Annotated in this window: 13 protein-coding genes; 8 read left to right on the forward strand and 5 right to left on the reverse strand. The window is 60.4% G+C overall.

From position 1 onward, the window contains the following. The gene (locus GNZ13_RS05720) at positions 1–1,641 is read right to left on the reverse strand and encodes a sugar ABC transporter ATP-binding protein (protein ID WP_172161300.1); all 1,641 of its coding nucleotides are present in this window, start codon (positions 1,639–1,641) and stop codon (positions 1–3) included. A 73-nt stretch (positions 1,642–1,714) separates the two neighbouring features. Beyond that, on the reverse strand, positions 1,715–2,686 hold the full coding sequence (locus tag GNZ13_RS05725; protein WP_172161302.1) for a sugar ABC transporter substrate-binding protein: 972 nt from the start codon (positions 2,684–2,686) through the stop codon (positions 1,715–1,717). 202 nt (positions 2,687–2,888) lie between these two features. Here GNZ13_RS05725 and GNZ13_RS05730 point away from each other — a divergent pair, with 202 nt between their 5' ends. After that, complete coding sequence (locus GNZ13_RS05730) at positions 2,889–3,761, forward strand: LysR family transcriptional regulator (RefSeq protein WP_172161427.1); 873 nt, start codon at positions 2,889–2,891, stop codon at positions 3,759–3,761. 80 nt (positions 3,762–3,841) lie between these two features. Here GNZ13_RS05730 and GNZ13_RS05735 read toward each other — a convergent pair whose 3' ends face one another. Together GNZ13_RS05735 and GNZ13_RS05740 are read right to left on the reverse strand one after the other, a co-directional pair. Further along, positions 3,842–4,213 (reverse strand): type II toxin-antitoxin system VapC family toxin, encoded by a 372-nt coding sequence (locus GNZ13_RS05735; protein ID WP_172161304.1) that lies wholly within the window; start codon positions 4,211–4,213, stop codon positions 3,842–3,844. After that, positions 4,210–4,407, reverse strand: coding sequence for a type II toxin-antitoxin system VapB family antitoxin (locus GNZ13_RS05740; protein WP_063499809.1), 198 nt, complete (start codon positions 4,405–4,407; stop codon positions 4,210–4,212). The genes GNZ13_RS05735 and GNZ13_RS05740 overlap by 4 nt, the downstream gene beginning before the upstream one ends. Before the next feature lie 363 nt (positions 4,408–4,770). Between GNZ13_RS05740 and GNZ13_RS05745 the strand changes: the two genes are divergently transcribed. From GNZ13_RS05745 to GNZ13_RS05760, 4 genes are read left to right on the forward strand one after another with little or no spacing between them, the layout of a single operon-like run. Then, positions 4,771–7,116, forward strand: a complete 2,346-nt coding sequence (locus GNZ13_RS05745; RefSeq protein WP_172161306.1) for a TonB-dependent receptor — start codon at positions 4,771–4,773, stop codon at positions 7,114–7,116. A 27-nt stretch (positions 7,117–7,143) separates the two neighbouring features. Further along, positions 7,144–7,791, forward strand: a complete 648-nt coding sequence (locus GNZ13_RS05750; protein WP_172161308.1) for a MotA/TolQ/ExbB proton channel family protein — start codon at positions 7,144–7,146, stop codon at positions 7,789–7,791. Beyond that, entirely contained in the window at positions 7,788–8,186 is a 399-nt protein-coding gene (locus GNZ13_RS05755) for an ExbD/TolR family protein (protein ID WP_172161310.1), read from the forward strand. The genes GNZ13_RS05750 and GNZ13_RS05755 overlap by 4 nt, the downstream gene beginning before the upstream one ends. Further along, positions 8,179–8,928, forward strand: a complete 750-nt coding sequence (locus GNZ13_RS05760; RefSeq protein ID WP_328807185.1) for an energy transducer TonB — start codon at positions 8,179–8,181, stop codon at positions 8,926–8,928. Before GNZ13_RS05755 ends, GNZ13_RS05760 begins: the two co-directional genes overlap by 8 nt. Positions 8,929–8,990: 62 nt before the next feature. On the opposite strand, the gene GNZ13_RS05765 is transcribed toward GNZ13_RS05760, so the two are convergent. Next, positions 8,991–9,944, reverse strand: coding sequence for a LysR substrate-binding domain-containing protein (locus GNZ13_RS05765; RefSeq protein WP_328807186.1), 954 nt, complete (start codon positions 9,942–9,944; stop codon positions 8,991–8,993). Positions 9,945–10,111: 167 nt separating this feature from the next. Between GNZ13_RS05765 and GNZ13_RS05770 the strand changes: the two genes are divergently transcribed. The 3 genes from GNZ13_RS05770 to GNZ13_RS05780 all read left to right on the forward strand — a co-directional run bounded on the left by GNZ13_RS05770 (position 10,112) and on the right by GNZ13_RS05780 (position 13,417). Next, positions 10,112–11,338 carry a M20 aminoacylase family protein gene (locus tag GNZ13_RS05770; protein WP_172161314.1) on the forward strand — a complete coding sequence of 409 codons (1,227 nt, stop codon included), beginning with the start codon at positions 10,112–10,114 and terminating at the stop codon, positions 11,336–11,338. After that, complete coding sequence (locus tag GNZ13_RS05775) at positions 11,335–12,123, forward strand: ABC transporter substrate-binding protein (protein WP_172161316.1); 789 nt, start codon at positions 11,335–11,337, stop codon at positions 12,121–12,123. Before GNZ13_RS05770 ends, GNZ13_RS05775 begins: the two co-directional genes overlap by 4 nt. A 106-nt stretch (positions 12,124–12,229) precedes the next feature. Beyond that, the gene (locus GNZ13_RS05780) at positions 12,230–13,417 is read left to right on the forward strand and encodes a porin (RefSeq protein WP_172161317.1); all 1,188 of its coding nucleotides are present in this window, start codon (positions 12,230–12,232) and stop codon (positions 13,415–13,417) included. Positions 13,418–13,426: the final 9 nt, after the last annotated feature.

A 13,426-nucleotide genomic window follows, 5' to 3' on the forward strand; every position in this document is an offset into this window, starting at 1 on the left:
TCAATACCCCACTGATTTTTTGTCGGGCGCCGGCGCGCCGGGCGCTTTCGCGTGGCGCGCCCGTGCGTCGGGTTCGATCGGATCGTGCAGCAGCGCGTCGCGGTTCGTATAACCCGCGAACGCCGCTGCAAGCAGCGCGTCCTGGGTCCAGCTTCCGCGCTCGAACATACCCGTCATCCGTCCTGCCGACATCACCCCGATCCGGTCGCAAATCGACATCAACTCGCGCAGATCGCTCGACACCACCACCAACGCGCGGCCTTCCCGCGCGAGCGCGCCCATCAAGGCATAGATATCGAACTTCGCACCGACGTCGATGCCGCGAGTGGGCTCGTCGAACAGCAGCACCGTGCAATCACGGGCGAGCCAGCGCCCGATCACCACCTTCTGCTGGTTGCCGCCGGAGAGCTCGGACACCGGCTGCGACGGCCCCGAACTGCGGATGCTCATCGCGTCGATCTGTTTGCGCGCCAGCGCCGCCTCGCGACGGCCGTCCACCACGCCGTTCTTCGATACCGCACGCAGATGACCGAGCGAGATATTGGCCGCAATAGGCTGCGTCAGCAGCAGGCCCTCGCCTTTGCGATCCTCCGTAATCAGCGCGATGCCGTTCTTCACGGCGTCCGATGGCGACGAAACCTTCACGGGCTCGAGCGGGCCGCCGCCCTGTGCGATCGACACCGTGCCGGCATCCGCGCGATCGGCCCCGTAGATGAGCCGCATCAATTCCGTGCGGCCCGCGCCGATCAACCCGCTAACGCCGAAAATCTCGCCCGCCTTCACTTCGAAGGACACATCGCGCACGACCGGCTCGCGGGTCATACCCGTGACCTTGAGCGCCACGTCGCCAATGCGCCGCTCGCCGAGATCGATTCGCTCGCCGATATCGCGCCCAACCATCAGCGTAACCAGACGGTCGGCCGAGAGATTGGCCATCTCGTCGACATGTACGAGCCGCCCATCGCGCAGCACCGCAGCGCGGCGCGCGATACGCTTCAACTCTTCCAGTCTGTGCGAGATGTACACCAGCGCCACGCCGCGCGTCTTGAGCCGCTCGACCTGCTCGAACAGCAGGTCCACTTCGCGGGCGGTCAGCATCGCAGTCGGTTCGTCGAGGATCAGCACGCGGCAATCGCCGATCAGATTGCGCGCGATCTCGACCATCTGCTGATGCCCGATGCCGAGCGTGCCCACCAGCGTGTCAGGGTGGATCGCGTCGAGCCCGACTTGCGCCATGGCGTGCCGGGCATCCTCGCGCAGTTTGGCGCGGTCGATCCAGCCGAACATGCCGCGCTGCGGCAAGCGGTTCAGGAACAGGTTCTCCGCCACCGAGAGGGTCGGCAGCAGGTTCAACTCCTGCATGACCATGCGCACGCCGAGCGCCTCGGCGTCCTTGCGGCTGGTCGGCGTGTAGACCGCGCCGCCTAGCGTCATCGAGCCGGTAGTCGGCGTGACGAGACCGCCGACGATCTTGGACAAGGTGCTCTTGCCCGCGCCGTTTTCGCCGGTCAGCGCCAGCACCTCGCCTGCGTACAGTTCCAGCGAGATATCGGCGAGCACCGGCCCGGCGTAGGTCTTGCCGATGCCGTGAACACTCAGCACGGGCGGGACATCGGCAAGCGATAGGATGGGAGTAGACATCAGAATGATAAAGCGCGACAAAGATCAGGCGGCGTGGCCCGTCATGCAACACGGGCCACGCGTTATGCCCGTCTTACTTGGTGACCAGATCGACAGGCGTTTCGACGACGCCCGACAATTCCGACTGCTTCTTGTGTTCAGCAAGTGCCTTCAAAGCCGTATCGATACCGAACACGGCCTGTCTGGCGGCGTACTGATTGGCTGTGGCGAGAACGCGGCCATCGGCGAGCATCGGCTTGATCGCATTGATGTCGTCGTAGCCCACCACCTGCACCTTGCCGGCCTTGCCTGCCGCGCGCACAGCCGATACCGCGCCGATTGCCATATTGTCATTGCCGCACAGCAGCGCCTTGACGTCCGGGTTCGCATTCAGAATCTGGCTCGCGACGGCGTTGCCCTTGTCGATTTCCCATTCGCCCGACTGCAGCGAGACGACCTTCATGCCGCCCGCCGCCATGGCCTGCTTGAAGCCGGCCGAGCGTTGCTGCGCGTTGGTGGTGGTCGAGACGCCTTCGATAATGGCGACGTTGTCGCCCGACTTCAGATGCTTGGCCAGGTAGTCGCCCACCTTCAGTGCGCCCTTCGCGTTATCCGGGCCGACGAACGGGATGTTCAGGTCTTTCGACTTGAGCACGTCCGGATCCAGCTTGTTGTCAATATTGACCACGATGATGCCGGCGTCGACCGCCTTCTTGAGCACCGGCACCAGCGCCTTGGAATCGGCCGGTGCGATCACGAGTGCATCGACTTTCGACACGATCATCTGCTCGACGATGCGAATCTGGTTAGCCGTATCCGTTTCGTCCTTGATGCCGTTCGTGACGAGATCGAATTTCGTCGGGTTCTGCTTCTGATAGTCTTTCGCGCCGGTTTCCATGGTCAGGAAAAACTCGTTCGCCAGGGACTTCATCACCAGGGCGACTTTCGGCTTGTGAGCGGCCTGGGTGGCCTGAGCGAACGCCGCGCCCGGCAAGATCGACACCGCGAGGAAAGCTGCGCTGGCTACGATGGCGCGACGCCGCGCCGGTTGGAAATGACGAATCATTGATGTCTCCGTATCGCTCGTTCGGTCTACGTACTGATAGCCGTTGAGTCGTGTGATGGATTGGGTCGCCACACCTGCCGCCGGCCACCGATGAAACCCTCGAGTTTCTCTGCCGGATGCTCGGACGAGTATGGCCAGGTCCAATGCTATCCTCGCGATCCACGTTATGCTATGCCCAATTTCAAAACTTGGCGTTTCAAAAATGGAACACGTAGACTGGGACGACCTGCGGATTCTGGTGGAGATCGCGCGCGGCGGGACCATGCGAGCGGCTGCGGCGGCATGCGATCTGAGCGCGCCGACCCTGTCGCGCCGCCTGACCGAGCTTGAACGGCGGCTGGGCGAGCCGCTCATCGACCGGGTGCCGTCAGGCTGTGCGGTGACGGCATTCGGCGCGCGCGTGCTGGCCTGGGCCGAGCAGATGGAAGATCTCGCCCACCAGATCGAGCGCGCCGCAGACGTGACCGGCGGCGCAGGCGCTCACGGCACGGTGCGGATCAACGCCGTCGAATGGCCGTCTTACATATTGCTTAAGTTGCTCGGCTCGTTCCAGGAGCGGCTGCCCGGCCTCGCCATCGAAGTGCTGACTTCACGACGGCCGTATAGCCTTGCCCGCCGCGAAGCGGACATCGCGCTGTGGTCCGAATGCCCCGACGAGGGCGATCTCTATGTCCGGCGCATCGGCAAGATCCGCTTCGGGCTCTTCGGTTCGCGCGACTACTATCTGCGCCACAAGGCAGCGATCACGAGGAAGGAATGGGACAAGCTGTCGTTCGTCGGTTATGACGACCGGCAGCCCGATCATCCGGCCACGCAATGGCTGAAAACCCTGCCCGGCGCGCCTGCGCCTTCGCTACGAAGCAGCTATGGCATGGGCGTATTCGACGGCGTGCTGGGCGGCTCAGGGCTCGGCGTCCTAGCCCAGCTCGCGGGCGACACCACGAGCGATCTCGTCTGCATCGAGAAGCACATCAAGCCGCTCGACCAGGACGTGTGGATGGTGCTGCATCCCGCCCTGCGCGATAGCGAGCGGATCCGGACCGTGGCCGACCTCATCGCCGAGATCTTCCGTTAGGCCGGGGCCGGGGGCCCTGTCGCTCGCGATGTTCCGGTAGCTTCACCGGGCATCGGCAAAAACTCACGCTTTTCCGTTATCTAGTGCGCAAGCACCGCGCCGAGATTGAGTTCATCGGCAACCTTCTTCAATCGCTTGTCGCGTGTCCAGAGGGTGGTGCCGGGCTGTAGGCGCGCGGACGCCAACAGCGACGTATCGACATATCCGATTCCACGATTGAACAAACCTTCGCGCTCGATCAGATAAAACGTCTCCTCCGGCGTTGCAACTGGCGCGCGCGGCAGATCGAGCAACGCGCCAAGCACGACCTCACGGTCACGCAGGCTACCGAGCGAAATCTCGCCTATCACATAGGGATGAGCCAGCACACGCTCTTCGGCAAGCAGGCTAATCAGCATGGAATCAGAGGCGTTGATGTGGTCAATCCAGATCGACGTGTCGACAAGAATCATTCGACGTCCTGCCGGCGACGCGGCGCCCCCTTGATGCCCGGTTGGCTACCGCCAAGATTCGCGAGCCGTTTCGCTGCTTCGCGTTGGATCAAGGCCTTTAGCGCTTCGCGCACGAGCGCCGTTTTTTCCTCCACGCCTGTATAAGCTTGAGCCTTGGCGATCAAGTCGTCATCAAGCGAAATAGTCGTACGCATGGGAATCTCCGCAAATATTAGCACCAATAATAGCATCGTTTGATGCCTATAAAAGTGCATTTTGCCGTCTCGTAATGAGCGCGCTTTGCCGCAACATTCCAATGCAGTTGCACGTGAAAACAGCGAAAACCGCCCGCGAACACTGACCAGATATCGCGTCCTCGGAAAAAAGACGGTTCCGGGTCGCCAGTCAGCCGGATTGCGTTAAACAGGTTTGCAACACGCTCGCAGCCCCTCCTACCGGGTTGTCAATTTTGTTTGCCGATGTAATGATATAACATTCTGGACGTCAAACGACAGCCAGGAAGAACGTCAACAAGACGGAAACGCATCCACCCAGCGCTCAACCCTGAATAAATAAAGATGAAAAACCGCACGCGCGTCTCCCACGCAGCCCTGCTGCTGTTCGCTATCGCTGCCCATGCCCATGCCGCGCCCGACGAAAGCTCGGTAACGGGCGCCGTCACCGACGCAGCGGGCAAGCCCGTCCGGAACGCCACCGTCAGCGTTCAGAACGCAAGCGGTGCCGCTATCAGCGAAGCGAAAACAGACGCAGACGGCCATTTCGCGATCGCTCACGTGAGCCCGGGCACCTACGCGATTGTCGTCACCGCGCCGGGATTCGCGAGCGGCAGCAGCATGGCGACCACGACTGCGGGCGCGGAAAGCGCGGTGAGCGTCAAACTCGCTCAAAGCGACACACTCGATGTTCAGGTAAACGCAAAGCGTCTCGATCGGGCCCGCAACGGACTGCTGCCGGAAACCGGCAGCAGCGTGTACCGCTTCAGCCAGGCCGATATCAATGCGCTGCCCGCGGGGCAAGATACGCCGCTCAACCAGGTGCTGCTCCAGGCGCCCGGCGTGGCAAGCGATTCATTTGGGCAGTTGCACGTGCGCGGAGACCACGCGAACCTGCAATACCGCATCAACGGCATCATCATTCCCGAGCCCATCAGCGGTTTCGGCCAGGCACTCGACACCCGCATCATCGACCAGGTGAACCTGCTCACCGGCGCATTGCCGGCGCAGTATGGCTACCGCACGGCAGGCGTGGTGGACATCCGCACGAAGACGGGTGATGCAGGCAACGGTGGATCCATCGACGTGTTCGGCGGCAGCCATCAGACGATCAAGACCAGCGCGGATGTATTCGGCAATCAGGGGCCGTTCAGCTACTACTTTAGCGGCTCGCTCGGCATGAACAACCTCGGGATCGAGAATCCCACCGCCAGTGCCAACGCGATTCACGACCACACCCGTCAGGGCGATGCGTTCGGCTACATGTCGTACATCATCAACCCGCTCACGCGCGTGAGCGTGATGTTCGGCACGACGAGCAACCAGTTCGAGATTCCCAACACGCCCGGCTTGCCGACCAATTTCACACTCAACGGCAACAACACGTTCGATTCGAGCCAGCTGAACGAAACGCAATCGGAGTTGAACAACTTCGCCGTGGTCGCCCTCCAGGGCACCAATGGCGGAGCTCTCGACTATCAGGTTGCCCTCTTTACACGCTACACGCGGACGCAATTCAATCCCGATCCGGTCGGCGATCTGCTCTTTAACGGCGTAGCGTCACAGGATTTTCACAGCAACTCGGCCAACGGCGCCCAGGTGGACACGACCTGGCGGCTGAACGACAAGCATACGGTCCGGGCGGGCCTCTTCTTCCAGCAAGAACACGCGGTGTTCGATGACAGCGTCAACGTATTCGCGACGGACAGCAATGGCAGCCAGTTATCCGATCAGCCCTTCAATATTCAGGATTCCAGCAGCAAGACCGGTTATCTGTACAGCGCCTATGTGCAGGACGAATGGAAAATCACCGACAAGCTCACGCTCAACTATGGCCTTCGCTACGACAAGATGGACGAGTACGTCAGTGCAAGCCAGCTTAGCCCTCGAATCGGCCTCGTCTATGCGCTGACGCCGGCCACGACGTTCCATGCCGGTTACGCGCGCTATTTCACACCGCCTGCGTTCGAGCTGGTGTCCGGGTCGACCATTAGCCGCTTCAATGGCACGACCAACCAGAGTCCGTCGAACCTGAACGATCAGGTGCAACCGGAACGCAGCCATTATTTCGACCTCGGTGTGACGCAGCGCCTCGGGTCGAACGTGACGGTCGGACTCGACGCTTACTACAAGAAATCGACGAACCTGCTCGATGAAGGACAGTTCGGCTCCGCACTCATCTTCACGCCGTTCAACTATCGGGAAGGCCGCGTGTATGGGGTCGAATTCACGGCCAACTATAAGCAGGATAACGTATCGGCTTACGCGAATCTCGCGTGGAGCCGCGCGCAGGGAACGCAGATCGATTCAGCGCAGTTCAATTTCGACCCCGCGGAACTCGCCTATATCAACAGCCACTGGGTCTATCTGGATCATGACCAGCGCGTCACCGCGTCATTCGGCGGAACCTACGATCTCGGCAGAACGACCTTTACGTTCGATGGGCTGGTGGGAAGCGGTTTGCGTAGCGGCTTTGCAAACACCGATAGGCTGCCGGTCTATGCGCAAGTCAATCTCGGTGTGATTCAGCACTTCAACCAGCCGCTCATTGGGAAATTCGATGCACGCCTGCTCGTGGTCAACGCGTTCAACCGCGTCTATGAGTTGCGCAACGGATCGGGGATCGGCGTCGGCGCACCGCAATATGGCCCACATTTCGCCGTTTACGCCGGCATCACCAAGAATTTCTAAGTCCGTCAGGCTACGAAGAGGTGCGGTATGCAAGATTGGGTAAGCGTTCTAACGGCGGTACGGGTAGGCGGATGGGTCATCTATCCGTTGACGATACTCGCCATTCTGGCGGTCGCCATCGCCCTCGACCGGGCCTATGTGTTTCTACGCTTTGGCCGGTTGCCGGGCACACTGTCTGGCACGCACGAAATCGCTGCGCCCGGATCGGCACTTGATTGGGCCGGCAGATTAAAGGATGCCTCCAGTCAGAACGCATTCCGACGCATGAGCGCGCCGTGGGCGCCCGATCCTTCTGTACCGCTGTGGCTGCGCGAGGCAAAGGCGCAATCGGTTGCCTCGCAGATCGAACGCGACATGAGCAAAGGTTTCTGGGTGCTGGAAACCATCGTGACGGCGGCGCCTCTGCTGGGTCTGCTGGGCACCATCGTCGGCATGATGCATTCGTTCCAGCTGTTCGGCGGCGATGGTCTCGTCGACCCGGGTGGCGTGACCGGCGGCGTGGCACAGTCGTTGGTGGCAACCGCGATCGGCCTGGTGGTCGCGTTGTTCGCGCTCTTTGCATTCAACTATTTCTCGCGCCGACTCGAACGACTCATGGATGAACTCGAGTCGTTCGCGAATGCGCGGCTCAGCGAAATCCGTCTTGCCGACACGCCCGCCGGAGCGCTGCCGTGAAGTTAAAGCGTTCGCGCGCGGCGAAGCGCGGTCGCATCGAAATCATTCCGATGATCGATGTGATGTTCTTTCTGCTGGCAACCTTCATGCTCGCATCGCTCGCAATGCAGCGGCTCGATGCCGTCAAGGTCAACCTCCCGGCCGGCCGCGCGCAGCAGATGGCGGCCCATGAACCGCTGACGATCTCGGTGGACAGCAGCAATGCGATATTCGTGAACCATCAGTCAGTTCATCTCGATCAGATCGAGCCGACGGTAAAGCGCCTGCTGCAACCGGACGGCAATGTTGTTATCGCGGCTGACGACGCAGCGGGCAACGGCGTGGTCGTTCAGGCGATGCTGGCCGCGCGCCGCGCTGGCGCCGAGCGGTTTCTGATCGCAGTGCGTCGTGAATAGTCGGATACGCTTCAAGGCCGCTTTGGACGATTCTCCGAAAATACGGATCACGCTAGCGGTGCTGGTCGCGCTAGTCGTATGGGTCGTGTTCCTGTTTCAGTTGGGACGCTGGTTGGGTACAACGACGTCTGCACATGTACCTGCCAGGCCACTCGAGATGCGGGTGGTGGAACTCGATCCTCCGAAGGCTCCGGTTACGACGCCTTCCGCAGCTCCGGCTACGCACACTACTCCCGCTCCGATCGCACCGGCAAAGCCACGACAACCTGCCGATCCGCTCCCTCACGTTTCAACGCAATCACGCACGACGCCACAAGTGCCATCGAAGCCGGATGTGCGATCGGTGCAAAGCGTTGCACCGGCCCAGTCGGCGCCCGCGGCGCAAGAGCCGAAGCTGACAACCGAATCACCGGCGCGCGCCGCCGCACCTTCAGAAGAAAGCGCAAACGCCACACCGTCCGCCAAGTCATCCGGCGATGCCGCAGCGCACTCTATTTCCCAACCGCTGCCGGAACTCCCTGACGATTTACGCGAGCAGGCGTATCAAACTGTCGCAACAGCCCGCTTCGCGATTCACGTCGACGGCTCAGCCGACGTCGAGCTGATCAAGCCGACACCCAACCCGCGGCTCAACCAGATCCTCCTCGAAACGCTCCGTAAATGGCGGTTTTTCCCCGCGATGCAGGCCGGCCATCCAATCGAAAGCCGGCAGGACATTCGTGTGCATTTCAATGTGAATTAGGGCGCTGAAGGTCATGCGTCAAGGCCGACAACAACCGCACCACGCGTGCAGTTTCTCGATGCTCAAACCAGCAAGGTCACGGTATCAAACAGCGCAAGGTCTTCTTTCTTTGCCGATCTTGCATGCTTGCGGATCACTTGCAAGAGACACTCGATAAAGCAATGCGCCGCGCCGCTGAGCGTGCTGTTCCGGCGCGTGACAACGCTCAATTGTCGCGAATCGAACTTCTCTTTCAGCGCCAGCGCCACCAGTTGACCTTGAAACAGGGGAGCCGTATGGAGGACGGTTGGGCACCATGTGCACATGTCAGCACGCTCAACCAGCATCTGCAGCGTGCCCAGCGACTGGGCCCGCACAATACGGTTCGCTTCCATCTGCGCGCCATGGCGCGTGAACAGATAGTCGATAAGCGCGTCCTGCCCGTCAGGCGCGAAATTGAGCGCCCAGTCCTGATCCAGCAGATCGTGAATCGAACGGCAGTGCTGACGCGGATGTCCTCGGCGAACCATCACGGCCGTCTCGTAGTTCAACACCGGCTCGCACGAAAACTCCTGAGTGGCAGTAGACGGATGCAACTGTCCGATTACGAAGTCCATATCGCCGGCACGTAAAAGCGGTTGCGCGACGGCCATCAGACTCTCGAACAGTTCCAGCTGAATGTCGGGCATGCGCTTGCGAAACAGCAATACCGTCTCAGCCAGAAACGTCAACGTGATCCACGGTGTCACACCGACGCTAAGCCTTCCCTCCGCTCGACCGCGCAATCTTGCCAGGTCGTTCTGCGCGTGCTCCAACTGATTGAGGACCAGTCTCGCGTGCGTTAGCAACGCCTTGCCATATTCGGTAAAGCTGATTCCTTCAGGTGCGCGTATCAGCAACGGCAGTTGCTCGGTGGCTTCGAGTTCGCGCAGCGAGCGCGTGACGGCGGCCTGCGAAATCCCCAATGAACGCGCGGCCGCCCGGATGCTGCCGGTTTCCGCACTCGCGACTAACGCCTGCAGTTGATGAATCTTCACGAAACCACCCCGACAACAAATGGTTGTCAGCATAACAAAACTGCGGCTTCACCCTCGAAATTTAGCTGAATAGCATTCCGACCAGTGCAGACAGTTGCAGCGCCCGAAGCCCAAACGGCCGGGGGGCGCGGCGGCCGGGTCCGTCCGCTCTTCAAAGGACTTCATCGATGGTTCAAGACTTCGTTTTGCCCGGCATCGCCGCCATTCAAGAGGAAATGATCGGCTTGCGCCGCCGTATTCACGCCTATCCGGAACTCGGTCTTCAGGAAGTCGCAACCAGCGAACTGGTCGCCGAATGCCTGAGCCAGTGGGGCTATCAGGTCACGCGCGCCGTGGGTAAAACCGGCGTTGTGGGCACGTTAAAGATCGGAGACGGGCCCTCCCTCGGACTGCGCGCCGATATGGACGCGCTTCCGATCCACGAGACGACGGGCCTGCCCTATGCCAGCCGGAATGAAGGCATCATGCACGCCTGCGGTCACGATGGGCACACCGCTACATTGCTGGCCGCAGCAAAATACCTGGCCGAGACGCGAGCTTTCTCCGGCACGCTGAACCTGATTTTTCAACCCGCTGAAGAAGGCCTCGGCGGCGCGCAAAAGATGATGGAAGACGGCCTCTTCGAACGCTTTCCGTGCGACGCCGTATTCGCTCTCCACAACGTTCCGGGGTATCCCGCGGGTCATCTTGGCTTCTTTAGCGGCGCATTCATGGCGTCTGCCGACACCGTCACGGTGCGCGTGGTGGGCCGCGGCGGGCACGGCGCCGTGCCGGACAAGGCGATTGACCCGATCGTCGTGTGCGCGTCGATCGTGACTGCATTGCAAAGTATCGTGTCACGTAACGTGAGCCCGCGCGATCTGGCCATCATCAGCGTCGGCTCGATTCATGCGGGCGTCGCGTCGAATGTGATCCCGTCATCGGCGCAGATGCTGCTGACCGTGCGGGCGCTTGCGCCGGACGTCCGCGACCTGCTCGAGCGCAGGATTCACGAACTCGTGCATGGGCAGGCGGCAAGTTTCGGCGCGCACGCGGAGATCGATTACGTCCGGTGTCATCCGGTGCTGATCAATCATCGTACGGAAACGGGCTTCGCGCGCCAGGTGGCGGCGGACTGGCTCGGCACACAATCTATCATCGACGACCTCGAACCCTTCACAGCCAGCGAAGACTTCGCATGCATGCTCGAAAAATGCCCGGGCAGCTACCTCGTGATCGGCAATGGCGACGGCGAACGCAGTTGCGCACTACACCACTCCGGCTACGATTTCAACGACGACTGTCTGGCAGTGGGCGCCACCTATTGGGTCAAGCTGACCGAACGTTTTCTGGCAAAACCTGTTCGCATAGAACACAAGCAGTTCAACAACGACGTCGAGGAGAAACACACATGAAAAAGACACTTGCAACGATCTCGCTCGCTTTGATGGCGCTGTCCGGTGCCGCCAGTGCCGCCGACTGGTCCGGCAAGGAAATCAGGCTGGCGGTCGATCCGACTTACCCGCCGCTGGAGTTCAAGACGCCAGACGGAAAGCTGACCGGCTTTGGCGTGGATATCGCCAACGCGATGTGTACCGAGCTTCATGCACGGTGCGTATGGGTCGAAACCAGCTTCGACGGCATGATCCCTGGACTGCTGGCGAGAAAGTTCGATGCGATCTCGTCGTCGATGACCATCACGCCCAAGCGCATGCAACAGATCGCGTTCACGAACAAGATCTCCAACGCGCCTGCAAGACTGGTCGTCAAGCGCGACTCCGATCTAATGCCGACTGCTGCGTCGCTAAAGGGGAAGCGTGTCGGTGTCGAACAGGGTTCGAGCCAGGAGGATTACGCCAAAGCGCAGTGGCAAGCGGCTGGCGTGCAGATCGTCTCTTATCAGAATCAGGATCAGGTCTACACGGATCTTTTAGCGGGACGGCTCGATGCGGCATTTCAGGCGTCGATTGAAGCGAACGACGGTTTTCTCAAGAAGCCCGAGGGCAAGGACTACAAGTTTGCCGGCCCGGCTTTGGACGATCCCAAGTATTTCGGTCTCGGCGACGGCCTTGGGCTTCGCAAGGAGGACGTTGCGCTGCGCGATGCATTCAATCAGGCACTGTCAGCCATCCTGGCAAACGGGACCTATGCACGGATCAACCGGAAGTATTTCGATTTCGATATCTACGGCGCAAAGTGAGCCGGGCCTGAGCGCTTTGCCGCTCTCTATTTGCCACGCCGGCAAATCGTTGGTTTGGTCGACAAAAATCGAATAGAAAAAAATCTTATACATTCAGGATGACGAATTGAATAAAACAATTATTTGTATTGCGATAACGTCCGCATGTGCAACGTCGGCTTTTGCGCAGAGCAGCGTAAGCCTGTATGGCGTTATTGACGAGGGGCTCGATTTCACGAATAACGTGGGTGGAAGCCACGTGTACGAAATGACAAGCGGCTATGCACAGGGCAGCCGCTGGGGACTGAAAGGCACTGAAGATCTGGGCGGCGGTCTCAAGACGGTCTTTCAAATAGAAAGCGGCTTCAATGTCAACACCGGCAAGCTTGCCCAAGGCGGGCTCGGGTTTGGTCGCCAGGCGTATGTCGGAATTGAAAGTGAGCAGTACGGCACGGTTACGTTCGGCCGGCAATACGACTCGGTGGTCGACTATCTTGCGTTGACGACAGCCAGCGGCAACTGGGGCGGCTATCTGCTATCCCATCCGTTCGACAACGACAACACGGATAACACGTTCCGCGTCAACAACACGGTCAAGTATGCGAGCCCGGACATCGCCGGCTTCCAGTTCGGCGGCGCGTATAGCTTCAGTAACAGCACCGGCTTCGCGAATAACCGGCAGTTGAGCGTTGGCGCACAGTACACGAACGGCGGACTGTTGCTCGCCGCGGCTTATCTGAATGCGGACAATCCTGGATCGACATCCGGCGGCGCGATTGCCGGTTCGAGTTCGACGGTTGCCGCCGACGCGAACTTTCAATCCGAGCGCTTGCGCATCTTTGGCGCAGGGATCAACTACACAGTAGGCCCGGCGACGCTTGGCTTCGTCTATACCAACACGAACATCAGCAACCCGGCGGCGAATGTCGCCTACCTCAGCGCGCAGGAGAGCATCCAGCCGACCAGCGGTGCACTCGTAGGCGGAACGTTGACCAGCTTGAAGTACCAGAATTTCGAATTGAACGGAAAATATCAGTTCACGCCAGCGTTCTTCGTGGGCGCGCAATACGTCTATACGCTGGAAAACTACGATGCAACGACAGGTAGCGTGAAGCCGAAGATTCACACCGTCGGCTTGATGGCGGACTACAACCTGTCAAAGCGCACCGATGTCTATCTCCAGGGCGCCTTTCAGAAGATCACAGGCGACGCCACCGGATCGGCACTTGATCAGGCGTACGTGCCCGGCGCGCAAGACCTGTCATCGTCGTCGAGTCAGATTGTTGTCCGGGCGGCGATCCGGCATACGTTCTAACTCAAATCC

Source organism: Paraburkholderia elongata (assembly GCF_013177735.1).
GTDB classification, from domain to species: Bacteria; Pseudomonadota; Gammaproteobacteria; order Burkholderiales; family Burkholderiaceae; genus Paraburkholderia; species Paraburkholderia elongata.